Source organism: Herbaspirillum sp. GCM10030257 (genome assembly GCF_042666555.1).
Taxonomy (GTDB): Bacteria; Pseudomonadota; Gammaproteobacteria; order Burkholderiales; family Burkholderiaceae_D; genus Noviherbaspirillum.
In genome coordinates, this window is sequence record NZ_JBHTDH010000015.1 from 1 (window position 1) to 26,988 (window position 26,988).

The window sequence follows — 26,988 nt, forward strand, 5'->3', positions numbered from 1 at the left end:
CAAGATCGACAGCTTTGTCGCGCAATACAATGTCCACTCGCGACCGTTCGTCTGGACCGCCACCGCCGACTCCATCCTGCAAAAGATTGAGCGTCTTTGTAAAGTTATTTGCGGGACACCACACTAGACCTCGACTTAGATTAAAACTGCAACACGTACCAGCCAGCTTCTCTCATCTGAAGACAATAATTATTGGAAATCCGGCCGCTGGACACCGCCAGTCTGCTTGCAGCTGGGACAGGAAATGACGATACCCCCCAGTACATTTGTCAGGCTCTTTTCGGCAGCGCCTTCGGTCGCGGTCCAGGTTTCGCCGCACTGCAAACACTCAACCGATACCGATGCGATCGCCTTTTGCCCGCTTTCCGCCGTACCGTCTTCGCCTTTTGCGTCTGAGGGTATTTCCTGCATCTGCACATTCCAAACCTTGAATCCTTTGGTTTCTTCGGCCATTCTCGTCTCCTTGTTTGATGCGTGAAAGATTAACCGGTGATCTTAGTAGTCCAGCGATGTCGACCGCTTTGCATGATCAACATGAGACACCAGCCATATACCTGCGGTGGTTATTGCAATTTCCTGGAATTCAACCCCTTTGAACGATGCGATCAAGTGGAAGCTTGTGGTTCTTCCTTAAGCTCCCGGGCCAGTGCAGCAAAGAAGTCGGTTGCCATTTTGTTGGCCGCACCGTCGACCAGGCGGGAGCCTATCTGTGCCAGCTTGCCGCCGATCTGTGCCGAAGCGGTATAGGCCAGTTTGGTAACCTCGCCTTCCGGCGACAAAGCGACTTTCGCGTTCCCTTTTGCGAAACCCGCCATGCCTCCCTGCCCCTCAAAATTGATTGTGTAGGATTCGGGAGGATTCAGATCAAGCAGAAATATCTTCCCCGCAAATTTGGCGTTCACCGGCCCAACCTTTACCGTCATCGAGACCTTGTACTGGTTTTCCTCGATCGGCTCGATTGCCTCGCAGCCAGTAATGCACCTCTTGAGCAATTCAGGATCGTTGAGTGCCGACCAGACTCTGTCCGGTGGTGCGGGCACAATTTGAACGCTAGACATTTCCATATTGACCTCCTGACGAATGACGTGATCGGGTACGTGAAACTGACCGGCGAGGGACAGTCTCGTCCAGCACGGTGCCCAGGCGACTCAGACTCTTTAAGTTATGCACGGGCAGGAACAGGTCAACGTGCGGCAACATAGCGCGTACTCCAGCAGGCTTAGCTTCAAATCCCTCGAAGCGCAACAAAGGATTCAGCCAGATCAGGTGTCGACATGAGAGGCTAAGCCGTTCCATTTCGACGGCGACACTTTCGATATCGCCGCTGTCCAGACCATCCGTAATCAGCAACACGACGGTCCCCTGCCCCAGCAGTCTGCGTGCCCAATGCCGATTGAACTCGGTCAGACATGCGCCGATTCTGGTGCCGCCAGCCCAGTCTGCCACTTGCCGTGATACCTGGCTGAGTGCGCCATCGACGTCACGGTCTCGCAGCAGATACGTGATGTTGGAAAGACGCGTGCCGAAAAGAAAGGAATGCATGCGGCGGCGATGATTGGCTAACGCATGGATGAAATGCAGGAACATGCGCGTATAGCTTTCCATTGAGCCAGATATATCGCATAAGACCACCAGCTTGAGTGGACGGGTGCGTGGCGTCCGATGTCGCAATTCGACGCAGCCATCCATGGTTCTGACCATATGCCGCAGGGTATTGCGTAAATCGACCTGCGCTCCTTGCGAGTGCGGACGAGAACGGCGGCTCGTCATTTCCGGCAATGGCATGCGTAGGGAAGCGATCAGCTTCTTCACCTCAGCCTGCTCTTCCGTTGTCATTGCGGCGAAATCCTTCTCCTTAAGTACTTCTGCTTGCGACATCGTCATCGACGCGTCAAACGTCAGTTCCGGAGGCAAGTCGGCGCCAGGCGGTGCGACATGCGGTGTTTTTAGCATCAGAGCCTGTGCAATTCGTGGCGCAATTGTCGCTGTATCCGGTTTCGGCGCACGTACGCCACCCAGGAGGTCCTGCAGCTGTTGCAGCTGCTGCTGGATGCGGGACGGATCGCGCCAGTACAGTTCAAACACCTGATCGAAAAGGGTTTGCTGGTCTCGTCGGTCAACCAGCACTGTCGACAGCGCATAGTAGAAATCGTCCCGCCGTTCCACGCCAACTACCTGCAGCGCGCGCAAGGCATCAATTACTTTGGCCGGCCCGATCGCCAGCCCAGCCCTGCGCAGCACCCGCGCGAAATACACGACGTTTTCTGCCAGTCGCCCTTGCTCTTGATCCGGCATCACAGCGCTCATCGCATCCCCGCAACATCCGTCCGGACATCGTCTATAAGCTGTGCGATTTTACCGGCAGGCATCCTGGCAATATCGTCCTCATATTTCAGCACGACACCCAAGGTTGCCTGCACCGCTTCCGGGTCGAGTGCGGTTTTTTCCAGGACTGCGAGCGATGCCGCCCAGTCGAGGGTTTCGGCTACGCCCGGCACCTTGTACAGCTCCATCTTGCGCAGGCGGGCAATGAATGCGACCACTTCCCGGCTCAGTGTGTCAGCAGCTTGCGGCACCCGGCAGCGAACAATTTCCAGTTCTCGCTCCTTATCGGGATAGTCCACCCAATGATAAAAGCAGCGCCGCTTGACGGCGTCGTGGATTTCACGCGTGCGGTTCGAGGTAATAATGACCAACGGCGGCCGCTCTGCCCGGATCGTACCCAGCTCAGGAATCGTGACCTGGTATTCCGCCAGCACTTCCAGCAGATACGCCTCAAACGGCTCATCGGCACGGTCGAGTTCGTCGATCAAAAGTACCGGAGGGCCGCGGCCTGTCCCTTCCAGCGCTTGCAGCAAGGGGCGCTTGATCAGAAAGCGGTCGGTAAAGATGTCAGCCTCAAGCCGATCCTTCGAGGCTTCCCCGGCCGCTTCGGCAAGCCGGATCTCGATCATCTGGCGCGGATAGTTCCATTCATAGACTGCGTTTGCAATGTCCAGTCCCTCGTAGCATTGCAAGCGTACCAGCTGCCGGTTGAGTCCGGCGGCCAGCGCCTTGGCGACTTCGGTTTTCCCGACTCCGGCTTCGCCCTCCAGGAAAAGAGGCCGGCTCATGGCCATTGCGAGATACAGCGTTGTCGACAGATGGCGCTCGGCGATATATTGCTGAGACGCCAGGAGCTGCGCCACCTCATCGACGGAAGCAGGAGGATGGTCTAGTGACATAGGCTCCCTATGGAGATGATGCCGCCGTGACGCAGCCTCATTTCAACGCCTCTGCAACAGCGCGCCCGGCCAGCACCGGGATCAAGTGTGCGCGGTAAGCCGCACTTGCATGCAAATCCGAACTCAGCCCGTCGGGCGCTATACGGACCGCTTTCGCGGCGTCCGGAGTGAAACTCGATGCGAGTGCCTTTTCCAGGTCCGGCATGCGGAACGCACAGCCGGCGCATCCGGTGACCGCTACGCGCACTTGGCCATCACTGCTGCGACTGACAAAGACGCCCACCAGCGCAAAGCGCGAGGCAGGATTCACAAATTTGATGTATGCCGCCTTGTCCGGAATCGGAAACTGAACCGCCGTAATAATTTCACCTGGTTCGAGCGCCGTTTCATACATTCCGGTAAAGAAGCCGTCTGCCGCGATAGTTCGCCGGTCGGTCCGGATTGACGCATTCAATGCAAGGGCGGCAGCCGGATAGCAGGCGGCCGGATCGTTGTTGGCCAGCGATCCGCCCAAGGTGCCGAGATTGCGTACCTGAATGTCGCCGATTTCACCTGCCAGATATGCCAGCGCAGGGATGGCTTGCCGCACCTCGCTGGAGCCGGCAATGTCGGCATGGCAGGTTCCAGCGCCGATGATCAGATTGCCGTCTTCACGCCGGATGCCGCGCAGTTCTGCAATGCCGCCCAAGTCCACCAGGCTTGCGGGCGCAGCGAGCCGGAGTTTCATTGCCGCGACCAGGCTTTGTCCACCAGCCAGTGGTTGGCAATCCGGATTGGCGAGCAACGCAACGGCTTCGCTCATGCTTTTGGGTTGATGCAGTTCGAATGCATACATATCGCTCTCCTCACGCGGCCTGGTTGGCTGACTGTTGCGCTGACTGTGCGGCGGATTGAATGGCGTTCCACACGCGCTCCGGTGACGCGGGCATATCCAGATGCGTTACTCCGAGTGGCGAAAGTGCGTCGATCACGGCATTGATGACTGCCGGCGGTGAGCCGATTGCGCCTGCTTCGCCACAGCCCTTGGCGCCCAGCGGATTGTGCGTGCAAGGCGTCACCCGACTGCCGACTTTAAAATTCGGCAAGTCCTCGGCGCGTGGCATTGCGTAATCCATGTAACTTCCTGACAGTAGTTGTGCGGTTTCCCTGTCATAGACGCAGTTCTCCAGCAACGCTTGTCCGATACCCTGTGCCAGCCCTCCGTGTACCTGGCCTTCGACAATCATCGGATTAATGATGTTTCCAAAATCGTCAACGGCGGTCATGGCAACCACCTCGACTACACCGGTTTCAGGGTCGACTTCGACTTCGCAGATGTGGGCGCCGGCCGGATAGGTGAAATTTGTCGGGTCGTAGAAAGCGGTTTCGTTCAAACCCGGTTCCAGCTTGTCCAGTGGATAGTTATGCGGCACGTAAGCCGACAGCGCAACTTGCGCAAAAGGTACGCTGCGATCGGTACCGGCAATGGTAAATTTGCCATCCTTGAATTCAATGTCGCCAGCCGAAGCCTCCATTAAATGTGCGGCAATCTGCTTGCCTTTGGCCTCGATCTTGTCCAGCGCCTTGACGATGGCCGAGCCACCCACCGCTAGGGAGCGCGAGCCGTAAGTACCCATCCCGAATGGCACCCGACCGGTATCTCCGTGCACTATGTCCACTTGCTCGAAAGGAATGCCAAGGCGCGTCGAAACAATCTGCGCGAATGTCGTTTCGTGTCCCTGCCCATGGCTGTGCGACCCGGTGAACACGGTGACGCTGCCAGTCGGATGAACGCGGATTTCTCCGACTTCATACAATCCCGCACGGGCACCTAGCGCACCGGCGATGTTTGAAGGCGCCAGGCCGCAAGCTTCGATATAAGTGGAAAATCCGATGCCACGCAGTTTTCCACGCTGCCTCGCTTCCTCACGCCGGGCGGGGAAGCCGGCGACATCGGCCAGTTCGACCGCGCCGTCCAGGCAGGCATTGAAATCGCCAATATCGTACTGAAGCGCCACAGGCGTCTGGTACGGAAACGCTGTGATGAAATTGCGGCGCCGCAATTCGACATCATCGATGTTCATCTCGCGGGCTACCGCCGACACCAGGCGCTCGACCACATACGCAGCCTCCGGGCGTCCCGCGCCGCGATAGGCGTCGACCGGCGTGGTGTTGGTGAACACGCCGTCTATTTCGGCATAAATATGTGGCGTCGTGTACTGTCCCGCCAGGAGCGTCGCATACAGGATGGTCGGGACCGACGTCGCGAAGGTAGACAGGTAAGCGCCAAGATTGGCGACCGTGTGTACGCGCATGGCCAGGAATTTTCCGTTCTGGTCCACCGCCATCTCCGCCACGGTCGCATGGTCCCTGCCATGCGCGTCGGTCAGGAATGATTCGGAGCGTTCCGCGGTCCACTTCACCGGACGGTTCAGCTTTTTAGATGCCCAGGCCAGAACCACGTCTTCCGCATACAAAAATATCTTTGATCCGAAACCGCCGCCGACGTCCGGGGCGATGACGCGCATCTTGTGCTCTGGCAGACCAAGCACAAACGCAGTGAGCAGCAATCGCTCGACATGCGGATTCTGATTGGCGACGTACAGTGTATAGCTGTCATCACTGCGGTTGTACTGGGCCAGTGCAGCGCGCGGCTCGATGGCGTTCGGGACCAGCCGGTTGTTCGTTATCTCTAAGCGGGTGACGTGATGTGCCTGGGCGAACGCTGCATCGACCGCCGTTTTATCGCCGAGCGCCCAGGTATAGCATTTGTTGTCAGGTGCGATGTCGTGCACGACTGGGGCGCCTGGTTTGAGCGCATCGCGTGCGTCGGCAACCGCGGGCAACGTGTCGTAATCGACCTGGATCAATTCGGCTGCATCCTTCGCCTGCAAATACGTTGAGGCGACAACGAGCGCGACCTGGTCGCCGACGTAGCGAACCTTGCCCTGGGCCAGTGCCGGATGCGGCGGCTCCTTCATCGGCTGGCCGTTGACATCCGTAATCAGCCAGCCACAAGGGACGCTGCCGACGTTGTCTGTTGCGAGATCCTCGCCGGTCAGGACAGCGATGACACCTGGCGCGCTCCGGGCAGCGCTCGTGTCGATCGATCTGATCGTGGCATGCGCGTGCGGTGAGCGCAGGAAATACGCATAGGTTTGGCCAGGGACCTGGACGTCATCCGTGTACTTGCCGCTGCCGGTGACAAACCGGTAATCTTCCTTGCGGCGTACCGAAGCGCCGATGCCGGTTTCACGTTCTGAAGGGGCGTTCATGTCAGGCTCCGTTCATGTTGGCGGTGCCCACCTGGACCGCCTTGACGATGTTGTGATAACCAGTGCAGCGGCAGATATTGCCCTTGAGCTGCTCGCGGATTTCACGCTCCGATGCATTGGGATGATGCTGGGCGATATCGATGGCGCACATGATCATGCCCGTGGTGCAGAAGCCGCACTGCAGGCCATGACATTCCTTGAAAGCGGCCTGCATCGGGTGAAGCTCGCCTCCCGGGCCGGCGATGCCTTCTATCGTCGTCACCTGCGCGCCCTGGAACTGCGCCGCCAGCGCCGAGCAGGACTTGATAGCGTTGCCGTTGACAATCACTGTGCAGGCGCCGCACTGGCTGGTGTCGCATCCGACATGGGTACCGGTCAACGACAGGTTTTCGCGCAGGAACTGGACAAGCAGGGTGCGCGGATCGATTTCCGCACTCGCCGGCGTGCCATTGACGGTCATGGATACCTTGATTGCCATGCGATTACTCCTCAGGTTGATTGCCGTTTGATCATGGAAGGAGGAACAGCCGCAGGGCAGAAAAGGGAATTGGCCATAGTCGGCGGAATGTCGCATTCCATCCGTCAGGCTTGTCTCCATTGTATGTCCCGATAACCCGGCGCCTCACCTTGTCATCGATTCTTATCGTCGCAATCGGCCACAGCGCGCCGGATTGGCACCGGCAGTGCAGTCGGTATTGCAAAATTAGCGTACTTGGCTGAGACAGTCGTCATTTGCGTTAAGTCAAATAAAAACCACGACACCATAATCAAACTCCTTCGTAAGGTGGGTGCCGCGGGCAGCAGGCATGGATAGGTTTCATGCCTACGGGAAACACCGGCTGCACGGTTTCAGCGGTCGAACCAGCGTCAGCGGGTGCGATCTGATCGTTGAATGCATGCATACCGACCGGTCTTCGACTTTCATAAAGTGCTTTCGCGGATACGGCAATGAATAGCATCGATATGGAAGTTCTAAAAACCTGTGAGCAATAGCTTGCCGTCGGACACCGCTGCGAGCTGCTCACAATTGTGAAGACCAGGGGTTCCAGTCCTCGCGCGGAAGGAGCATGCTGGCTATCTGCGAAAACGGCCTGGAGGTCGGCTCTGTCTCCGACGGATGCATCGAAGACGATCTGATCGATCGTGTCCGCAAGCTGGGAATGAAACGCGTTCGTCCGGAGATTGTTACCTACCGCATCACCGCCGACGAGCCACATCGTTTCGGCCTGCCATGCGGCGGCACAATTCAGCTAGCCATCGAACCTCTGTCCTCGAAGTGCTTGTCGGATCCTTGCCTTTGCACTTCGTAATTTGGTCTTAGGCTTGGACCAGCAGTTTTCAATGGGAGAGAACTCCGGCGAGTAAGGTGGCAGATACATCAAGGTGGCCCCGGCACCTTCAATGGCTTGCGCAATACCGGCGACTTTGTGGGCACTTAAGTTATCCATCACCACGACATCACCCGGCCGCAAGGTCGGTATCAGAACATGATTGAGATAAGTAAGGAACACTGCGGCATCGGTGGCACTATCGACTGTCATGACCGCTTCCAGACCATGGCAGGACAATGCTTGCAGCACCGCCACATTGCGACCGAAATTCTTCGGTACTGCATCCTCGGCACGGACACCCAGTTTTGCGCGGCCGCGGCGGCGCGTCATGGCAATATTGCAGCCGGCCTCATCAATAAACTTCAATCGACGAGTGGTATAACGCGCTATTTTCCTACGGTATTGGCGACGTGCCTGGCGGACTCTCGCAGTGTCCTTCTCACACGCATGGAGGGTCTTTTTTAAGCGGCATTGCCGGTGGTACGCACTCGCTGCAGCAACTTTTCCACGAATGACAGACTGACACCAAAGAACTCGGCAATCTCGCGTTGAGAACCCATACCACGATCATGGGCCTGCAGAATCTTCTGCCTCAAATCGAGTGAGCAAGGAGAGGCGATGATCTGTCCAAGATATAAATGGCAACATTTCTTTGACAGGAAAGGCTTTCATGAATTCCAGATGAATTTATGTAATACGCTGTAGTATTTTCTGCTGTTTGTTGGCTCGAGACTATGAATTTAATTGAATCGCATTAGCACCCTAGCGCAGCCGCGGATACGCATTCGCTACATGCAGAGATGGCGGGGAAGCACCGATTCGTTCAGCAGAATGAAGACTGTCGGAGGTGGTACTCGATGCGAGCCTGAATAACGCAACCGCCTGATTCAGGATTGCGGCCTGGTCTTGCATGCTCTGAGCGGCAGCGGCCGCCTGCTCCACCAGCGCGGCGTTCTGCTGGGTGGCATTGTCCATTTGCGAGATAGCTTGGTTGATCTGTGCGATACCGGCGCTCTGTTCGTCACTGGCGGCAGCGATCTCATTGATGAGGCTGGTAAGCTGCCTAACCGAAACAACAATTTCTTCCATGGTTTGCCCCGCCTGACTAACAAGCACGCTGCCATTTTCGATTCGGTCGACCGAGTCGCCGATCAAGGCCTTGATTTCCTTCGCTGCACCGGCTGAGCGGTGCGCCAACGCGCGGACTTCAGCAGCGACAACCGCAAAACCTCGCCCCTGTTCGCCGGCACGCGCTGCTTCCACAGCGGCATTCAGTGCCAGGATGTTGGTCTGGAAGGCAATGCTATCGATGACGGTAATGATGTCCACGACCTTGCGTGAGCTTTCCTTGATCGATCCCATGGTGTCGATCACTTGGGTGACGACCTGCCCGCCCTTTTCAGCAACGCTAAACGCGCTTCCAGCCAACTGATTCGCCTGCCGCGCGTTCTCGGCATTTTGCTGCACGGTGCTCGTCATTTCTTCCATGGAGCTGGCGGTTTCTTCCAAACTGGCCGCCTGTGCCTCGGTGCGTGCCGACAGATCCGCGTTACCCGTTGCGATTTCACGCGAACCGATATCGATCGTTTCGGCGGACCGCTTGATATCGGCAAGCGTCTGACTCAGTTTTTCCCGCATCGCGCCCATCGCATATAAAACGCTGGAGCGATCATCGTCCCTGATCGATACTGCCGTCGAAAAATTGCCGGTCGCAATGTCGCTTGCAATCCTGACCGCATAATCCGGCTCTCCGCCGAGCTGCTTCATCACGTTACGGATCAGCCATGCCATCATGCTTGCGCCGAGCAGAACGGCCAACAGTGCAAGCACCACACTGATTGAAACCATTTTTTCGGTGAATGCGACCATGCTCGATTTCGTTTCGGCGACCGCTGCATTCTTTGCCTTCGCAAAATCGATGAGCCGCGTGCGCATCTGCCGCCATACCGGCGTCTCGTCCTTGCTGATCATGGCGATTGCGGCAGACTGGTCAGAAGCCGCAAGTGCGACGATCTTTTCCTGAATCGGTTTTTGCCGTTCGCGAATCGCAGCCACCTCCTTCAGCATGGCGAGCACCGCAGGTTCGGATTCGGCCAGCGACTCCGCAAGTTCATGCGCCTGCTTGAACTCCTTGCTCGCGTCGTCCAGATTCTTGTAGGCGGTCTTGTTCGCAGGATCCATCACGATATTGCGCAGAGCCTGCCCCATCTGAAGCCCTTGGGCATACATCGTGGTAGCCGCCTGTAGGATGGCCTGGTCCTTGTCGAGAAAAGTCTCGAAGCGCGACTTGGTGTTGAAGGTGCCGATGAGAGCAACTGCCAATGCCAGGATAAACAGGGCAAAGCACAGCCCCATGCTCAATACAAGTTTCGTCTTTAGTTTCATGCTGATGTCCAGCGGATGCAAATCGTCTAAGTGGAAAAAATATCTGGTACATGAATGAACCAGATGTTAATGCTTAGTTATACCAGTGATAGTTGCCCATGAGAAATACAATGCACGAGTCTATACGATTTGTTGCACCCACGAGACGGACAGTGAACAAACAGTTCACATCTCCAGATCTTCCTTCACTGCTGCGATCCCGGCTGCCGCGCACATATCATCCGCTTCTCCCGACGGCGCGCCCGAAATGCCGATTGCGCCGTAGGTGGCTCCCCCAGCTTCGACCAGCATGCCGCCGCCGAGCGCCAGCACGCGCGGAATATGTCGAATTCCGCTCGCGGGCTTGGTTCCCTGGGTCGCTTCGGAAAACTGGCTGGTGTTTAATTTAAAGCTGACCGCGGTCCATGCTTTATTGACCGCGGCATCCGGTGTGTGCATGCCGGCGAACCGATCCCGCAAGACGACTTGCGTCTGTCCGGTCCTGTCGACGATCGCAACAGCTACCTGATAGCCGGCATCGCGGCAAGCCTGCAATCCGGCCTGCGCCGCCTTGAGGGCGATTTCGGGCGTCATCAGCTTGACCGTATAGCTCGCATCCGCGGCCGATGCCTGCTGGAAGCCGGCGATGAACATGGTGGCAAACAGCTTTGTATAGAAATGCTTCATTGCTTCTCCTTTAGTGGGGTGCGCTTCTGTACCGCCATCTTTTGTGCCGCAGCGGACAACCGGTTGTCGAAATAGGCGCCATACATGCCAGCCGTATCGCCGCCGACAAGCGGTTCGGCAAGTTGTTCGCCTTGCGCGTTGAGGAAAATGACTGTCGGCGCGAAACGTATGCGATGTGAAATGGAAAACGCCTTATGAGTCATGCGTTCGCCATCCAGCCAAATCAAACTCTGAAGACTGGTCAAGTCGACTTCGCGAATTATCGGGCGATCGTTTCTGTCGGCGGCCTTCAGCAGCGGCACAAGGTAATTCTGCCGGATGACATGACAGTAGCTGCAGCCCGGCATCGTGAAAAGAACAAGGACAGGCTTACCTTCACGCTGCGCTTCTATGGCGTCCTGACGCAGGTCGGCAGCCAAAGGAATGGAAGAATGATTGTCGGCAGCGAACGAACCATTCATCGCTGATGCAAGGCATGCGAAGCCTAACAGCGTAGCGCACCATGCTGATTGAACAGAATGCATGCCGGTCTTATACCGCGATCCCAGGGTTTCCTTCCATTCCTATGAGGCGCGGTGTGTTCACCTTGCGCGGTTTTACCGTTTTCGTTGTGCGCAGCCATTGCGCGACAACATCCCATACCGGCTCGCCTTTGGCACCTTCGGCGACCGGCGCCCAGCCGGCGACCTTGTAAGTCTTGTTCGCTTCAATCGGCTTGCCGTTCAGACGCATGTCCTGAATCCGCGCGCCCATTTTCGCTTTCGGCTCGATTGCGTACGTCATGCCGCCAACGCGTACCATGTCGCCGCCCTGCTGGTAATACGGGTCGGGGTTGAACAGATTGTCAGCCACATCCTCCAGAATGGTCTTGATCGTATCGCCGCTTAGCTCCGATACCGTGGTATAGGAATAGGTGGTAGCGGTCTGGTCCATCAGGTGATCCATCAGGATAGGGCTGTCCGGCAGCAATGATGTGCCCCAGCGGAACCCCGGTGAAAATGCGATCTCCGCCTGCTTGACGTCCATCAGCGCATCGACGATGAGCTGATCAAACGTGCCGTTAAAATTTCCGCGTCGGTAGAGTGTTCCTTCGGTCACAGCAAGTTGCTCGTTGAGCTTGGATTCGAACGGTGCGCGGATCTTCTTGATGAGCGCATCCATCTCCTTGTCCGCTGGCAGGAAGTTGGAAAACACCGGTAACAGGCGATACTGGAAATCCTGCACTTTGCCGCCGCGGACATCGAAGTCGAGCACGCCAAGAAACTTGCTGTTGCTGCCGGCATTGGTGACCAACGTCTTGCCACCTCCATTGCTGACAATGACAGGCGCCGGCATGCCGTCGTGCGTATGTCCACCCATGATCGCATCGATCCCACGCACGCGTGAAGCCATCTTGAGATCGACATCCATTCCGTTGTGAGAAAGTACGACCACGACCTTCGCACCTTTCGAGCGCGCCTCGTCGACCATCTTTTGCATGTTCTCATCCTGGATGCCGAAGCTCCAGTCCGGAATCATGTACCGCGGATTGGCGATAGGCGTGTACGGAAATGCCTGGCCGATGATGGCGACCTGGACCCCATTCATTTCCTTCATCACATACGGGCTGAACACCTGGTCCCCAAAGTCGGTGGTCTTGATGTTTTGCGCAACGAAATCGACCTTGCCCTTGAAATCCTTTTCGACAATTTCCATGACGCGTTTATCACCGAGCGTCATTTCCCAATGCGCTGTCATCACATCGACGCCAAGCGTCAGGCAAGCATCCACCATGTCCTGGCCATTTGTCCACAGTGCGGTGGCCGATCCTTGCCAGGTATCGCCGCCGTCCAGCAACAGCGCACCTGGCCGCGATGCCTTCATCTGCTTGACCAGAGTAGCGAGATGGGCGAAGCCGCCGACCTTGCCGTAGGTTTGTGCCGCCTTTTCGAAATTTAGATAAGAAAACGCGTGGGCTTGCGCGCTATTGGGTTTGATACCTGTATGTTTGAGCAGGTGCTCGCCGACAAGATGCGGCATGCGCCCGTAGGCATCACCAATGCCGAGATTCACATTCGGTTCGCGGAAATGGATCGGAAGTAGCTGAGCGTGGCAGTCGGTAAAGTGCAGGAAATTCACATTGCCAAAACGCGGCAGATCGTAAAGCTTGCCGGAAGGCGCGGCCAGCGCAGCCTTCGCGCTGAGCGCCATGCCGCCCGCGGCGGCGATCCCCATTACTTGCATGAACTCGCGACGGTTCAAACCCATTTTTCTTCCTTTATTTCACTCAGGCTGGCGACGCATGCAGCACTGCTACGTACTGCACTTGCCGCGTCTTTGGTCAAGACCGTTTATTTATTGACAGGCGATTGCGGATCCAGCAACAAGGCCATCACGTCCTGGATCTGCTTCTCATTCAAGATGCCCTTGTGACCGAAACGCGGCATATTGGAGCAGGCAGTAAACGCCTGGGAGTTATAGATCTTTGCCCAGGTGTACTTGAGAATTTCTTCGCTCTGGCCGCGCAGTTTTCCGTAGTGATACAGTGAAGGGCCGATATTGCCAAAGGAGATTTCCTCCTTTGTCATTTGATGACAGGCATAACAATTACCGCCGTTGATGCCGCCAATCGGGTCGGACGACTGCATGCCACGCCCGTTCTGCGCGATCTTTTCGCCTTCCTGCCACTTGCCAAGATATTTGCCGCCCTCAGGATATTTCACCAGTTTGAGTTGTTCCGTCTCGATCTTTTCCGCCACTTCCTTGGGCCGCTCGGTTGGATATTCGCTGCACAAGCGTTGCGCCTCGTCCTGTTTGAGTACGCCTTCCACCGTTGCCGGTCCTTTCGATCTGAAGTCCGACTTGATCATGTCGAGAGCGGCTTTGCCATAGTCGGTGTCGCCGGCCATCGTCGCGCAGCCCGCAACGGCACCCGCCATCACGACGGCGATTGCGATTCTTTTCATACCGTTCTCCTTATCGCTTCAACGCAGGTGCGTTGAACACGCCGCCTTCGGCGTTCTTGGCCAGAAACATCGTCACAGCGGTAATCACATCGGAGCCGTAGAGCGGTTCCGGAAAGCGCTGCTGGCGGAAGCAGTCGTTCAATCGATGCTGCATGGTCCTTACCTCACCCTGTGAAACCCGATACGCGGGCCATGTCGTATAGGCGGCCTGGGCGTTCGATTTGTTCAGAATGTTGGGCAACTCCTGAAGGCGAATTCGCTGACCGTCGGTCGAATGGCAGGTCGCGCATGCGAAGTCGTGGGCGCCGCCGCGATAGAAGAAGATCTTCTTGCCGATTTCATAGGCGGCTTTTTCCTGGGGATGGCTGGCGGTAACCGCCATCTTCATCCCCTTGGATTCCGCAGTAATGTAAGACACCAGCGCTTCGATGTCGGATGGACTGCCGGGCGACGCGAACGGCTTTTTGGTCGCCTGCTCGCGTGTCAAACCCTGCAAGGTCATACGGCAATGGATCAGCCTTTGCTCCACGTCCATCACTTTGTTTACGTCCTTGAAATGGCGCGGAAGCTCAACGTACGCCCCCTTGACCACGCCGGGGCCCTTGCCAAGATCGCACTGCTCCAGCGAAGCTTTTTGAGGCCCCTCCTTCTTTTTCCACAGTTCTTCGCCGCGCATCTCCCACAGTTCAGCGGGATTGCCGTCAGCCAGCAACTGGCGGTATTTCGCGATCTCGTCGGTCGCCGAGGTTTGCGCGAAGGCGGGTGCTGCCGCGACGATGATCGCGGTCGCAATAACATAATGGCTTGTACGTCTCATTACGTCTCCATTGTGTTGGAAGATGGCGTGTGCCACTTCCTTATTTTGTCTGGAATGCATGCAGCCGATTCGACTAGGCGATGACTGCTTCGTCGGTGCGCGTATCGCCCTTATTGTCGGTCCAGGTGATCGTGAGCTTATCGCCTTTTGCGCCACCCTTGAACTTGAAGGAAAGGAAAGGATCCTTGGAAATGGATGTGCCCATCTGCGCATCAAGTACGAGCTTGTCGTTGCACTTGGCGGTCAGGGTCTGAATGAAGTGCGGTGGAATAGTTTTTCCAGACGCATCCTTGCGTTGTCCGGTTTCCATGTCATGACGGATCAAAGCCTTGACCTCGACGACGTCACCGTTGGCGTTTGCGCGAATCCGCATTGGGTTTCCCATGATATTTCCTCTTAAGCGTGAATGATATGAAAGCGACGCTGTCGATGATCAACCGCCGCAACCACCGAGCGTGACCTTGATTTCCTTGCTTGCGATGAGCCACTTGCCGTCAGCCTTGACCAGCGCATGCACGTTGGAGGTGCCGCCCATCTTTACCCGCGTGCTGACCGCCGCCTCGGTGCCGGCCGGGATGTTGAAGCTGGCCGACAGCGGATTCGGGTTCTTCTCCACGAGGATGGCGATGAACTCGGTATTGGGCGCCGCGCTGGCGACCGATACCGGCACCACGGCGCCGTTCTCGGCAATATCCGGGCCGTTCACCGTAACGTCCTTGCTCACGACGAATTTGTCGCCGCCAAGTGCCTTGACCGCATCTTCAAGTGTTTTTGCTTCAAAAACATTGGCCTTCCAGTCGGCCGCAAATACGTCGCTCGGCTTGAGCAATCCGGCGGTGAACGCCAGGCCGAGTACCGAACTGATGCGCAGAACGTCGCGTCGATTTTGATTCATTGCTTTCTCCATTCTTCAAATTGACAAGGCCGCGCGGCCGGTCAATACCGTTGGTTAGTTTTACTGCACCTGCGCAAGGGCCTTGGCGAGCCGGTCCTTGTTCATGACAAAGGTCTTGGCAAGCTTGTCCGATTCTTTCTTTGCTTCGTCCAAATTGGTCGCTTTTCCGACTTGGATGACGCCGGCCATTGCCATGACCTTGTGCGGATCGCAGACGTACACATAGACGCCTTCCTGATCCAGCTTTACCGAGATTTCTTCATCCATCTTTCCCTTCCATGCCGTCGCACCTGCGGGCACAACGACGGCTGCACTGTTATGGGATGGATCGCCTTTTACGAACTTAACCGTGTCGCCTTTTGCCACCTTGAGGAACGACGGTTCGAACACCATCGTTCCATCCTTGCCATTGTTGAGCATCTTTACTTGATGCTCCGCCGCTGTTGCGCTGATTGCAGCCAGTGACAACGCGACGATCATTCCAAGCTTCTTCATTCTCGATCTCCCTGAATTTTTGAATCATGCTTCTTCACGTCAGGCGCATTGCCGCGCCTGCGATTGAACTTCGGTTACTTGGTCCCGTGCAGGATCCATTCCACGACGGTTCCTATATCTTCAGGCTTGACATGTCCCTGTGCAGGCATGGGTACTGCACCCCATGCTCCGCTACTTCCGTTCTTAACCCTGTCTGTCAGACGCGATAATGCGGTTGCATCACCTTTGTATTTGGCAGCAATATCGCTGAACGCAGGGCCGACGATTTTGTTGGTCATGCCGTGGCACGCCATGCAGGCGTTCTGCTTTGCCAGCGCCGCGCCATCCTTTGCAGCAGGTACGGCAACTTTCAATTGCTGAGATGTGTTGACGACATCGCTGCGGGCTTTCGCACCAACCGGCTCCGCCGAAGCAGGTTTTTTTGTGTCCACGCCGCGCACCGCGCCAAATGGCCGGTTCTGCTGCGACAGATCGCCGTGGGCATTTCTCGCTGCAGCGGGAAGCTCGGAACGGATCGTCGCCTCGCCCTTGCAGTCCTTCATGCAAGCGACGCTTTGTACATCCGCCTTGCCCTTCAATGACCACATACCGTGGTTCGTCGTCATGCCGTTACGGTTAGGCATGCGCTGCTGCACTTCCGCGATATTCTCGTTTGAAAGCACGAAATCGTCAGGAAGCACTTCCGCCATGTTCAAGATATAGGCAGTTACTGCATACACTTCTTCCGTCGTCAGGCTCTTGGGCGCAGTCCAAGGCATTGCACGGTTAATGTAATCCCATAGCGTGGAGACGGTCGGCACCTTCATCATCGTGGTGCGTTGCGGTTGCTTGTTATCGGTGAGCGCGGCGACCTTTCCGGTTTTGACGTCTTCCTTGGTTGTGCCACCGACAATCGGCGTAAACACTTCGTTCGACTCGCCAAAGGTGCCGTGGCAGGATGCGCACTTCGACTCCCACACTTCCATGCCTTTTGTCACCGACCCCGAACCTTTCGGCAATCCCTTGAAATCGGGACGCACATCGATGTCCCATGCGGCGACTTCCTTGTCGGTCGCGGTTCGCCCGACATTCGGGTAGCCTTGCGCCATCGCGGCAGCGCCGCCAAGCAACAAGGACAAGGCGGCAAACGCCTTAATACACCTGAACATTGAATACCTCCCCCGATGCGGCGACCTTCCATGACTGGATGGCATTGTTGTGATAGATCGATTTCGTACCGCGTACGGCACGCAGTTCATTGATCTTCGGTTGTACATAACCAGTTTCATCGATTGCGCGCGACTGCAGTACCACCGGCGAACCATCCCATATCCAATCAATGTTGAATCGTGTAAGGCACTTCGACAGCACAGGTGTCTCAAGCCGCGCCGTACGCCAGTTCTTGCCGCCATCCACCGACACGTCGACACGTTTGATTTTTCCGCGTCCGGACCATGCCAGGCCGGTAATATTGTGGAAGCCCTTGTCGAGCAGGCGCTGGCCGGCAGACGGTGTCGTGATGACGGATTTGCATTCCTGGATAGAGGTGTACTGACGGTAGCTGCCGTCCGGCATGGCGTCGATATAGTGGATCGCCTCATCCTTTGTCGCATAAGGCTTGTCGCCTACCTCGATGCGCCGAAGCCATTTCACCCAGGAGACGCCCTGCACGCCGGGGACGACGAGGCGCAACGGATAACCGTTTTCCGGTCGCAGCATTTCGCCGTTCATGCCCCAGGCGACAATGACATCATCGAGTGCGCGATCGATCGCTATCGTGCGAGTCATGCCGGAACCGTCGGCACCTTCGGCAAGAATGAACTTTGCCGTTTTTTTGTCGTACCCACAGTCGTCCAGCAATACGGAAAGAGGCACGCCCGTGAATTCGCTGCAGCTCAGCATACCGTGCGAATATTGCACCGCCGGTACGGCGACATTGCCCCACTCCATCGCGGTGTTGGCACCGCATTCGATGAAGTGGATGCGCGACACTGATGGAAGCCGCATCAGGTCATCCATGGTGTACACCTTGGGATTTTTGACAAGGCCGTTGACCATGAAGCGATGGCGACTCGGGTCGATGTCGTGCCACCCCTGATGATGCCTTTCGAAATGCAGCCCGCTCGGGGTAATGATGCCGAACAAGCCTTGTAACGGCGTGAACGAAACAGATGCCGCGTTGACGCGTGTCAGCCCTGGAGATTCCCGGCGCAATAGGTTGGTTTCGAAACGGGACGGCATTCCATAAGGATTGGCGGCAACGGGTTTACCGAGTGTCGTCGAATGCTCGGGCAGCGTCAGGATATTCGGGTCGCCATCCAATGGCGCACTAGCTGCCGCGTGCCGGGATAGCGATCCGGTAGCTAAAGCAGCGCTGGCTGCCAAAAAGCTTTTGCGCAGGAAACCGCGCCGCTCTTCGTTCAAGCCTTTTTCGGTAATTTCCAAAGCAAGGCCCGCGTCCAGAAAATTTTCCGGCGCGCGCATGATACGGCCTCGCTTTTTCATATCATCCGTCATGTAGTCTCCTTGCGTTACTATTTTATTGATTAGACACTCAAGTATATAGCTACTTACGCATATTGTAGTCAAAAATATTGCCTTCAAGCTACACTTATCAGCTTGGTGTCATGACTGTGAATGTAGAAGCCATTTGATCAGAAACATGGCGTGCCATGATCTTTGAAGAAACTTGACCGCATACGGTTTTGCAAATCTCGAGCGTAGTCTGATCATCGATCCGATAGTAGACCTGGGTGCCTTCTTTTCGCCGCGCAAGGATTTTTGCGCGAAACAGCATGTTTAACTGCCGCGAGACGTTCGCCTGAGTCGCTTCGATTTCCGTGACAATGTCATTTACCGGCCGCTCGCCGTTGCACAGACAATGCAGGATTTTTAGCCGCGTAGGTTCGGAAAGCAGGAAGAAGTAGTTGGATACTTCTTCAAACAGCTCAGTCATCTGTGCTCGCCCAAGATTGCTATCCACTTTATTTGCCTATGTAGAAATAAAAATACTGTCAATGCTCTGCAACGCATTACCGGCACATTGCGGCTTACCGGACCCGAAGTTTGGAAATTTTACAACGATGTACTCAGATACGGTGCACAAAATCAGGGCTTTAGGTACACGTACCCTTCTTCTGCCTGCAAGCGAGCGATTTCCGCCACGCCGGAAGGCACGATAGTCGCTTCAGGCAGCACACGCGATTTGTCGATGTTGCGGCTCTCCAAGGTGTTATTACACACGCGAAATTCCACCTGCCGTCCCGCCAGTTCCTGCACCGGGATCTCATACGGATTGCCATTCGGGTTTTTTGCTCCGTCGAGAAGAAAATCGATGCCCGCACCCAGCGTCACCACCACGATTTTTGTCTTTGGACTAGCGTTCAAGTGATTGCGAATATTGTGGAGTGCAGCCGTCGCGTTGGCACTGTCGTTAATGTGGTAAACCACCTTGTGTTCGCGCTCGGCGGCGGTCGCCAAGACAGCCGTCATCAATAGGAATATCAGCGTAGTGCTACGCATTAAATTGATTATGTTCATGTCGTCACCATTCCGTTTATTTCGAGCAGATGTGATTATTCCTTGCCGAAACTTTCCTTCTCCATCAGCAGGTAAGTGCCATATGCGTTGATGCGATTGGCTTGCTGGAACGCCGGGTACTTTTCGAAGCGGGACCAGTCGACCTTACGATAGGCCTCCTCGAACGGCAGCAGCTCACTCACTGCCTTGCCCATCTCCTGTCGCAGGAAATCCAAGTAATCCCGGGTAAGCTTCATATCGTCCAGCGGACGCCTTGACGCCTCTCCGTGCCCCGGAACAACCACAGCCGGCTCGACATCCAGCATGCGGTTCAGCGTTTCCAGCCACATCTTGCTATTGGCCTCGCCGACAAAGGGTAGCCTGCCGGTAAAGAACAGGTCGCCGGCAAACAGCACGCGATCGCCATCCACATACAGCATGATGTCTTCCCCGGTATGAGCGCCGCTCGAATCCAGCAGGCGAAAATGGACGCCGCCCATATCGAATGTGATCTGTTTTGTTTCAGGAAAATGAAGCCAGCGGTCTGCAGCAATCAGTCTGGTCTCTGCATTCACCCACGGTGACAGCGACGCGCGTCGCTCTTCAAGGCGTGCCGTCGCGGCGTCGGAACGCAAGGACGATTGGCCGTTTTCATGTGCCCAGACTTCGGCGCCCTGTGCCTTCAAGGCTTGAGCGCCATAAAAATGATCGGCGTGATAGTGACTGATGATGACGCGCTTTACCGGCTGCGAGGTGACCCTTTTTATGGCCGAAAGCATTGCATCACCAAGCACCGGGGTTGCAAGCGCATCGAACACGACGACACCGTCATTGGTGACGACAAAACCGGCATTGGACATGAAGCCGCGGTTCTGTTTGCTCGCCATGCCGGCCTGCCCTTGAAAGTAATATACGCGTGCCGACACCTGTATCGGCTCAAGGGTGAGCCCGGGACTCGCGGCGACGCCAGACATATGAATGCCGAGCCAGGCCAGCAACCCAAGGAAAAGTAGCGTGATTGACTTTGAGGTGGCCATAAAGATTGACGCGAACCCGTTTCAGGTGGAAAAACGCACTATCAAATATTACAAGCTAATTATATACGCATATAATGATTTAAATTAGAAAATAATCATGCTTGGAAAATGGACTTAATCGTTCCCTTCCGGCACTAAAATTCCCCGCGCGCGCCTTTATCCATCAACTTCCAGATAGAGTTGCGCATCTGCAAAGCCGCCTTCTTCAGATCTGGAGGCAACTTTCGCCCCATCTTGATCAGCATGTCCATGTTCAAAGCGTAGAGCCACAGACCGTCTTCCTTTTCCACTACGGTGATACGGCAAGGCAGATATGCGGCCATATGAGGGCTGAAATCCACCATTGCCCTTGCCGTCAACGGATTGCAGTAGGAATAAATTTTCAGGAATTTTTGAGGTTGGCCGGTCCTGGCTTTTAACTCCTCCGATAAAGCCGATTCTCCCACCGCTTTAAGATTGTCTTCCGCGGCGACACTGGCGAACGCCTCTTCGATTTCATGCACAGTCACTCCCGGCCTGACCTTCCGTTCCCACGTCGTGGCAGCCGCAATATCGCCGTCGTAGTCGACATATCGGCTCCAGACCGAGACAGCTTCTGCATAGGCGCCCTCTTCCGTATTTTGGATCGCACGCAGCGACCCGCAAGCCGATAACAGGACGCAGGCAGGGAGAAGCATGAATAATCTTATTGGCTCAATCTTGGTCATTGCAGGAGGTGTTTATCGGCGAAGTATTTTCCAGGGCCAAGCTTAACCGCTTTTCCTGAAATTTTGATGCCGTGATGCGAAGCATTCGTCTCTATTGCTATTTTCTACTCAGCGATCAAAACGCCTTTTTTGCTGAGGCATCCAGTCGGCAACCGCACTTTTTGCTGCAGCAAGCTCCTGTGCTGAAATACGTGTTTCGATGGCGCGGCGATGACGGGCCGCTCGCTGCAGTCCGGTCGCTTCGGCGAGGTACAGCCATTGCCAGGCTTTCCCTAAATCGGCCGGCGCTCCCTGTCCATAGGCAAGCATCAGTCCGAGGTTGTATTGCGCGCGCGCGACGCCGTGCTCGGCTGCCTTGCCGTACCAGTGCAAGGCCATTTCGTCGTTCTTATCGACATCAACGCCGCAGTCGTAGAACACCCCGAGGCGGAACTGGGCTTCCACAATATGCTGGTGAGCGGCGAGCTGGTAAAAGTGCAGCGCTTCCCGGGTGTTCCGTTCGACGCCTTCACCCGCGTCCAGGATCTTCGCCAATTGCAATTGGGCTTCCGCATGGCCTCGCTCGGCTGCCTTGCGGTACCAGGAAATGGCTTCAGCCATGTCCTCCGGCAGATGGCTGCCTCGGGCCAGAATTTGCGCCAAGCTAAGCTGGGCCTTCAGGTGGCCTTGTTCGGCGGCCTTGCGATACCACTTGGTTGCGACGTCCATGTTCTGGCCGACGCCTTTGCCTGTTTCATACAGGTTCGCTAGGTTGTACTGCGCGGCGGCGTGACCGAGTGCCGCTGCCTTCGCGTACCAACCGGCGGCTTGCATATGATTCTGCGGCACACCTTTACCGTTGCTGTACAGGATGCCAAGGTTGTTTTGCCCGGCGGCGTCGCCCTGCGCCGCGGCTCGGGCAAACAGATCGATCGCCTTGCGGTAGTCGCGGGATGTCTCGACGCCATTCGCGTAGATCAGGCCGAGGTTGTTCTGTGCGCCGGCGTGGCCGGAGCTCGCCGCTTTCTCAAACCAGTCAATGGCCTCTAGTTTCTCTGCTGCGTTCGTGCCTTTCCGACCATACAGAAGCAGGCCAAGATTGTATTGCGCCTTGGCGTGTCCTTGATCTGCAGACTTGCGGTACCAGACAATTGCCTTGTCGATGTCCTGTTTATTACCCAGAATGCCCTGGCCGCTCGCATGGCGCCCCCCGAGATGGAACTGCGCCTCCGCATGACCCTGTGCGGCAGCTTTCTCCAGCCATGCGACCCCCTGTTGCTCGTCGCGCGGCACGCCGCGTCCTATTAGGTACATGAGCGCGAGTGCAAACTGCGCTTCCGGCGTGCCGCTCTGCGCCGAAGCCTCGACCCGGTCAGCTGTCGCCGCCGCTTCCATCATCCGGCTCCTAGCCTGCGTGTGGGGGCCTGGACATGAAGCAGTTCACTGAACCGTTCCAGCCGAAGCGGCTTATGGTACAAGTAGCCCTGCATAATTCTGCATCCGGCCTGTTCGAGATACCGCGCTTGCAACTCCGATTCCACGCCCTCCGCAATCAGGTCGAGGTTTAGACCTCGCGCAATGGCAATGATGGCGAGTACAACGGGAAAGTGACCGTCATCATGACCAATCTCGCGGATGAAGGCCTGGTCGATCTTGAGCGTATTGACAGGAAAGCGTTGCAGATAGGCCAACGACGAATAGCCGGTGCCGAAATCATCGATCGCGATGCGCACACCGAAGTCGCTCAGCTTTTTCAGATGCTTGATGGCGGTTTCAGGATCGCGGATGCAAATATTTTCGGTGATCTCGACTTCCAGTTGCGTCGCCGGTACGCGATACGCTTCGAACGCGTTCGTCAATGTCCGCAAGAAGTTGTCCCGCATGAGGCAAATCGGCGACAAGTTGATCGACACTCGGACGGCCTCCTTGCCGTCATCGCGCAGGCGTCGGAGATCACGGCACACGCTGTCCACCATCCAGTCGCTGAATGGAACCATCAAGCCGACTTCCTCAGCAAGCGGCAGGAATTCGCCTGCGGCAAGCACTCCGCGCCGCGGATGATTCCAGCGCATGAGGGCCTCGGCACCGACCACCGCGCCGGTCCTGGCATCAATCTGCGGCTGGTAATACATTTCGAGTTCGCCCGCCTTGAAGCCGCGTCGCAGGTCCTGCTCCAGCAGGACCTTGTCATGCGCGGCGTCGAGCTGTGAACGGTCGTAGAAGCTAAACCCGTTCTTTCCTTCTCCTTTCACTTTATACATCGCCATGTCCGCGTGGCGAATCAGGTCGTCGATCTTGTCACCGTCCTCGGGAAACACCGCGATGCCGATACTGGCGGAGATATGGAGCGTCGTGTCATCGAGAATGAACGGCTCTGCCAGCACCTGCAGGAATTTTTGCGCAATGACGGAGGCAGACGATCGTTCACGCAATTCCGGCATGAGCACCACGAACTCGTCGCCACCGATGCGCGCCAAGGTATCGCCCTTTCGAATGCAACTCTTCAGGCGCGCGGCGACTTGCCGCAGGAGCTCGTCCCCCTTCAGATGGCCGAGCGAATCGTTCACGGTTTTGAAGCGATCGAGATCGACGAACATGAGACCAAGCTCTTCGTCCTTGCGCCGGGCCTGCACGAGAGCCAGCTCCAGCCGGTCTCGGAACAGCGCCCGATTGGGGAGGTCCGTGAGGATGTCGTGATAAGCCTGGTAAGCGATGACCTCTTCGGTGCGCCGCTTTTCGGTGACATCGCGCGCAATGCCATAAGTGCCGGTGTACTCGACCGTGCCGTGTTTACCGTTGTTCAGGTACATGCCGATGGAGTTGAACGAGATGGTGCGCAGCGATGTTTCGAAAGTACGTGCCTTCATCGGGTCTGCGCATTTCAGCCGCAGCTCAACGTTGCGCGTGGCACGCTCCCCGACCCGACGTTCGTTGAAAACGTAACGTGCCCGCTCGAGGTCGTCGTCATGCACAATGGCGGTATATGAAGCGCCGATCAATTCATTGCGGTCGAATCCGAGTAGTTCTGTCACACGGCGGTTGATATACGTAAAGCGGCCCTCGGGATCGAGGGTATAGATGATGTCGGGAGAGCTGTCGATGAGGAAGCGGTAGAGCTTTTCCGAGCATTCGAGCCGCCAGGCGAAGTCGCGGTTTTCCGCAGCCAGTTGGCGGCGCTCAAGTGCGTTGCCGACAAGACTGAGCAGTTCATCATGCCGATAAGGTTTGCGCAGGTAGCCATAAGCGCGGCGGTTGATCGCCCCGATCGCCGCCTCGATTCCGCTGTCCCCGCTCAGCACGATGACATCTGTGTCAATACCGCGCTCATTGATAAAGTCCATGACGTCGTGACCGCTCACCCCGGGCATGCGCAGGTCAAGCAGCACGAGGTCGAAATGCAGGCGTGCGAGCATGGTGATTGCCTCGTGCCCGCCGCCGACAGTGGTCAGTTCATAGCCCTTGCCGTCAAGCAGCGCGGCCAGACTGGACAGGAGGCGCGGCTCATCGTCGACCAGCAGCAAGCGCGGTGCGACGGGTGCGATAATCGTCGTGTCATTCCCGCCGGTGAAATCGGGAACGAAGATCGGTGCTTTGTGTATGTTCATCCATCTTCTCCGGTTTCGGGCTGAGCATGAAAGGGCGCAGGGCGCAGGAGAATGTCGAACACCGTGCCGGCATTGCTGCTGCGGCAGCTGATCTGCCCTCCTGCCTTGGTCACCATGTCGTGCACAATGGACAGGCCGAGCCCACGGTTGGGGCCGTCTTTTGCACTGGTTATCGGCGAGAACAGCCGAGACATCAATGTGTCCGGAATCCCGGGTCCGGTGTCGATTACGCTGACGGCGACCCAAAGCCGACCGTCACGCGGTACCAGTCCGGCGTTGCGCAGATCGATACGTCCGCCGTTGGCCATCGCTTCATTGGCATTCTTCACCAGGTTGATCAGGATCTGGTTGAGGACACGCGAGTCGATGGCGGCGCGGACCGGTTTGCGTGAGGCGTGATGCGCAATGCGTACCTCCGGATGCAACGAACCGCTCTCGGCAAACATGCGGGCGGCGTGCGCGAGTGCGCCATTGACGTCGGCACTGTCATCCGGCCGCGCCTGATGCTCCTGGGCGAAGTCGTTGACGATTTGCGCCACCCGGTCAACCTCCTCAGCCACAACCGATAAATCGTCGCCGATCGATTGCCTGCTGTCGGCCTTGCGATCCAACAACGTGAGATAGTTTTTGATAATCGACAGCGGGTTGTTAACTTCATGCGCAACACGCCGCGCAGCAAGCTGGAACTCACTGGTGAGGTCTGCATGCGGAACGTCGGCTTTTTCGTTATTCAGCACCGTTTGACCTAGGATGGCACCGGACTGACGGCCAAAGTCGCCTAGCAGGTGCTGGCGACTGCGCAAGAGCAGCGCCGGCCCGGCGCCCATTGCGCCGAGCAGGACCACAGGCTCGTCCGCCGGGGACGAAAGGCGCAGCGCAACGAGCGCATCCGTCTTGAAAAAACGGAGCAGCTGATCCTCGACCACCGATGCTACCCGTGGGGGAATATGGAAGGTCGCCTTGCCATGCAGCGCCGCCATGCCGGCGATGTTACCTTCGTCCAGCGGCAGTGACAATGCGGACAGGCGCATACGGCCGTCTTCCAATGCAGCTGGTGTGAGGACGTTACTGCCGGCCGATGCCGACAACACGATTGCGTCGGAGAAGCCGAACAGGACAACTGCCGACTTCACGATGGCGCGGGTGCATGCGTCGGCGTTGTGGAACTTGCGGAGCTCCTCCGCCGTTTTCGACACGAGAATGAGATCTCGCACCTTTTCGTTGAGCTGGTCGCCGCCGATAATCGATGCTTCCGATGGGCCGAGGCGCGGGGCCCGCAATGCGGGACGCATCTCCTTTGGCATTTCGATGCCCAGCGAGGCTGCCAGATGCGCAATCTGCTCCGCAAGCGCCTGTTCGTGTTCCTGCGCCTCCTGCTGTGAAAAGCCGGCCATGCGTGCCACCTCGGGCGGAATTCCATCCGCTGTGCCGGCGTGCGTAGCGAAGGCATCCGCAAGGGCGGTCAGGCGCACCAATGGATGCGCCGTCTGTAACCGTTCCAGCGGTTCGTGGTGATACCGAACGCTGTCGGCGAGAAACGAGTCCAGTGACAAACCTTCAATGAGCAGTGCACCTGCCTCAGGGTGTGTAATTTCTAGCGTGCGTTCTTCCGTCGCACACAGCGCATCGTCGTCTTCCGCATAAAAATTGGCGGCATACTCGTCCGGCGCGACCGTGACCAGCGCCAGCCGGCCGATATCATGGAGCAGGCCGGCGAGATAGGCTTCCTCGACTTGAGCATAGCCAAGCTTGTCGGCGATGGCACGCGCAGAGATGGCGGTAGCGATTGCGTGCGCCCAAAAGGGCCGAAGGTCAACGCCGCGTGTGGCCGTAAAGCCGTTGAAGGTCTGATAGACCGATTCAGTAATGAGCAGGGTACGCACCATGTCAATGCCGATAGCCGTTAGTGCCTGCTCAAGATTCGCCGGCATAGGACCGCGGCGATAGACGGGACTGGCCGCAACGCGCAGCACTTTGGTGGCGAGTGCGGCATCCTTGGAAAGCAGTTCGGCAAGCGTTGCCATTCCGCCTTCCTCGGATTCGCAATGGCTGACCAGCTGCACGAGCACCTGCGGTAACGCAGGCAGGCTGGCAGCCATCAGGCGACGCTGGATGTCGAGAACCGGAGTCTCCATAGTTTGCGCTTAATT

Annotated in this window: 27 protein-coding genes and 2 pseudogenes; 2 read left to right on the forward strand and 27 right to left on the reverse strand. The window is 56.8% G+C overall.

Features of this window, described 5'->3' with window-relative positions; translation table 11 throughout:
* Positions 1–127 (forward strand): annotated as a pseudogene (locus ACFQUU_RS20020) (IS630 family transposase); the annotation flags it as partial.
* Between the two features lie 62 nt (positions 128–189).
* Here the strand turns inward: ACFQUU_RS20020 and ACFQUU_RS20025 are convergent.
* From ACFQUU_RS20025 to ACFQUU_RS20055, 7 genes are all read right to left on the reverse strand, one after another.
* Positions 190–453 carry a hypothetical protein gene (locus tag ACFQUU_RS20025; protein WP_382249887.1) on the reverse strand — a complete coding sequence of 88 codons (264 nt, stop codon included), beginning with the start codon at positions 451–453 and terminating at the stop codon, positions 190–192.
* Positions 454–605: 152 nt separating this feature from the next.
* Entirely contained in the window at positions 606–1,064 is a 459-nt protein-coding gene (locus tag ACFQUU_RS20030; protein ID WP_382249888.1) for a CoxG family protein, read from the reverse strand.
* Positions 1,051–2,307 carry a VWA domain-containing protein gene (locus ACFQUU_RS20035; protein ID WP_382249889.1) on the reverse strand — a complete coding sequence of 419 codons (1,257 nt, stop codon included), beginning with the start codon at positions 2,305–2,307 and terminating at the stop codon, positions 1,051–1,053. Before ACFQUU_RS20035 ends, ACFQUU_RS20030 begins: the two co-directional genes overlap by 14 nt.
* Entirely contained in the window at positions 2,304–3,224 is a 921-nt protein-coding gene (locus ACFQUU_RS20040; RefSeq protein WP_382249890.1) for an AAA family ATPase, read from the reverse strand. The genes ACFQUU_RS20035 and ACFQUU_RS20040 overlap by 4 nt, the downstream gene beginning before the upstream one ends.
* A gap of 37 nt (positions 3,225–3,261) precedes the next feature.
* Positions 3,262–4,059 carry an FAD binding domain-containing protein gene (locus ACFQUU_RS20045; protein ID WP_382249891.1) on the reverse strand — a complete coding sequence of 266 codons (798 nt, stop codon included), beginning with the start codon at positions 4,057–4,059 and terminating at the stop codon, positions 3,262–3,264.
* Between the two features lie 10 nt (positions 4,060–4,069).
* The gene (locus ACFQUU_RS20050; RefSeq protein WP_382249892.1) at positions 4,070–6,478 is read right to left on the reverse strand and encodes a xanthine dehydrogenase family protein molybdopterin-binding subunit; all 2,409 of its coding nucleotides are present in this window, start codon (positions 6,476–6,478) and stop codon (positions 4,070–4,072) included.
* Between the two features lies 1 nt (position 6,479).
* Complete coding sequence (locus ACFQUU_RS20055; protein WP_382249997.1) at positions 6,480–6,950, reverse strand: (2Fe-2S)-binding protein; 471 nt, start codon at positions 6,948–6,950, stop codon at positions 6,480–6,482.
* 476 nt (positions 6,951–7,426) lie between these two features.
* Here ACFQUU_RS20055 and ACFQUU_RS20060 point away from each other — a divergent pair.
* Positions 7,427–7,752, forward strand: a pseudogene (locus ACFQUU_RS20060) (XdhC family protein); the annotation flags it as partial.
* Here ACFQUU_RS20060 and ACFQUU_RS20065 read toward each other — a convergent pair.
* The 20 genes from ACFQUU_RS20065 to ACFQUU_RS20160 form a co-directional block, all read right to left on the reverse strand.
* Positions 7,729–8,322 (reverse strand): IS630 family transposase, encoded by a 594-nt coding sequence (locus tag ACFQUU_RS20065; RefSeq protein WP_382249998.1) that lies wholly within the window; start codon positions 8,320–8,322, stop codon positions 7,729–7,731. The pseudogene ACFQUU_RS20060 and the gene ACFQUU_RS20065 sit on opposite strands and share 24 nt — an antisense overlap.
* Positions 8,271–8,405, reverse strand: coding sequence for a helix-turn-helix domain-containing protein (locus ACFQUU_RS20070; protein WP_382249893.1), 135 nt, complete (start codon positions 8,403–8,405; stop codon positions 8,271–8,273). The genes ACFQUU_RS20065 and ACFQUU_RS20070 overlap by 52 nt, the downstream gene beginning before the upstream one ends.
* Positions 8,406–8,571: 166 nt before the next feature.
* Positions 8,572–10,194, reverse strand: a complete 1,623-nt coding sequence (locus ACFQUU_RS20075) for a methyl-accepting chemotaxis protein (protein ID WP_382249894.1) — start codon at positions 10,192–10,194, stop codon at positions 8,572–8,574.
* A 165-nt stretch (positions 10,195–10,359) separates the two neighbouring features.
* Positions 10,360–10,860, reverse strand: coding sequence for a heme-binding protein (locus ACFQUU_RS20080; RefSeq protein WP_382249895.1), 501 nt, complete (start codon positions 10,858–10,860; stop codon positions 10,360–10,362).
* The gene (locus tag ACFQUU_RS20085; RefSeq protein WP_382249896.1) at positions 10,857–11,321 is read right to left on the reverse strand and encodes a thioredoxin family protein; all 465 of its coding nucleotides are present in this window, start codon (positions 11,319–11,321) and stop codon (positions 10,857–10,859) included. Before ACFQUU_RS20085 ends, ACFQUU_RS20080 begins: the two co-directional genes overlap by 4 nt.
* Before the next feature lie 70 nt (positions 11,322–11,391).
* A complete protein-coding gene (gene soxB / locus ACFQUU_RS20090; RefSeq protein WP_382249897.1) occupies positions 11,392–13,107 on the reverse strand; it encodes a thiosulfohydrolase SoxB in 1,716 nt (571 codons plus the stop codon).
* An 83-nt stretch (positions 13,108–13,190) separates the two neighbouring features.
* Positions 13,191–13,805 (reverse strand): sulfur oxidation c-type cytochrome SoxX, encoded by a 615-nt coding sequence (gene soxX, locus ACFQUU_RS20095; RefSeq protein WP_382249898.1) that lies wholly within the window; start codon positions 13,803–13,805, stop codon positions 13,191–13,193.
* 10 nt (positions 13,806–13,815) lie between these two features.
* Positions 13,816–14,622, reverse strand: coding sequence for a sulfur oxidation c-type cytochrome SoxA (gene soxA, locus ACFQUU_RS20100; protein WP_382249899.1), 807 nt, complete (start codon positions 14,620–14,622; stop codon positions 13,816–13,818).
* A gap of 73 nt (positions 14,623–14,695) precedes the next feature.
* Positions 14,696–15,007: a thiosulfate oxidation carrier complex protein SoxZ gene (gene soxZ / locus ACFQUU_RS20105; RefSeq protein WP_382249900.1), complete on the reverse strand. Its 312-nt coding sequence runs from the start codon at positions 15,005–15,007 to the stop codon at positions 14,696–14,698.
* Positions 15,008–15,055: 48 nt separating this feature from the next.
* Positions 15,056–15,517, reverse strand: coding sequence for a thiosulfate oxidation carrier protein SoxY (gene soxY, locus ACFQUU_RS20110; RefSeq protein WP_382249901.1), 462 nt, complete (start codon positions 15,515–15,517; stop codon positions 15,056–15,058).
* A 60-nt stretch (positions 15,518–15,577) separates the two neighbouring features.
* Positions 15,578–16,012, reverse strand: a complete 435-nt coding sequence (locus ACFQUU_RS20115) for a pseudoazurin (protein WP_382249902.1) — start codon at positions 16,010–16,012, stop codon at positions 15,578–15,580.
* A gap of 74 nt (positions 16,013–16,086) precedes the next feature.
* Positions 16,087–17,160 carry a c-type cytochrome gene (locus ACFQUU_RS20120; protein WP_382249903.1) on the reverse strand — a complete coding sequence of 358 codons (1,074 nt, stop codon included), beginning with the start codon at positions 17,158–17,160 and terminating at the stop codon, positions 16,087–16,089.
* Positions 17,144–18,508: a sulfite dehydrogenase gene (gene soxC, locus ACFQUU_RS20125; protein ID WP_382249904.1), complete on the reverse strand. Its 1,365-nt coding sequence runs from the start codon at positions 18,506–18,508 to the stop codon at positions 17,144–17,146. Before soxC ends, ACFQUU_RS20120 begins: the two co-directional genes overlap by 17 nt.
* Positions 18,509–18,605: 97 nt before the next feature.
* On the reverse strand, positions 18,606–18,947 hold the full coding sequence (locus ACFQUU_RS20130) for an ArsR/SmtB family transcription factor (RefSeq protein ID WP_382249905.1): 342 nt from the start codon (positions 18,945–18,947) through the stop codon (positions 18,606–18,608).
* A gap of 152 nt (positions 18,948–19,099) precedes the next feature.
* The gene (locus ACFQUU_RS20135) at positions 19,100–19,531 is read right to left on the reverse strand and encodes a DsrE family protein (protein WP_382249906.1); all 432 of its coding nucleotides are present in this window, start codon (positions 19,529–19,531) and stop codon (positions 19,100–19,102) included.
* Positions 19,532–19,566: 35 nt separating this feature from the next.
* A complete protein-coding gene (locus tag ACFQUU_RS20140) occupies positions 19,567–20,547 on the reverse strand; it encodes an MBL fold metallo-hydrolase (protein WP_382249907.1) in 981 nt (326 codons plus the stop codon).
* 134 nt (positions 20,548–20,681) lie between these two features.
* A complete protein-coding gene (locus ACFQUU_RS20145) occupies positions 20,682–21,050 on the reverse strand; it encodes a DUF302 domain-containing protein (protein WP_382249908.1) in 369 nt (122 codons plus the stop codon).
* Between the two features lie 312 nt (positions 21,051–21,362).
* Positions 21,363–22,631 carry a tetratricopeptide repeat protein gene (locus tag ACFQUU_RS20150; RefSeq protein ID WP_382249909.1) on the reverse strand — a complete coding sequence of 423 codons (1,269 nt, stop codon included), beginning with the start codon at positions 22,629–22,631 and terminating at the stop codon, positions 21,363–21,365.
* Positions 22,628–24,838 (reverse strand): EAL domain-containing protein, encoded by a 2,211-nt coding sequence (locus tag ACFQUU_RS20155; protein ID WP_382249910.1) that lies wholly within the window; start codon positions 24,836–24,838, stop codon positions 22,628–22,630. Before ACFQUU_RS20155 ends, ACFQUU_RS20150 begins: the two co-directional genes overlap by 4 nt.
* Complete coding sequence (locus ACFQUU_RS20160) at positions 24,835–26,973, reverse strand: HDOD domain-containing protein (RefSeq protein WP_382249911.1); 2,139 nt, start codon at positions 26,971–26,973, stop codon at positions 24,835–24,837. Before ACFQUU_RS20160 ends, ACFQUU_RS20155 begins: the two co-directional genes overlap by 4 nt.
* Positions 26,974–26,988 lie beyond the last annotated feature (15 nt).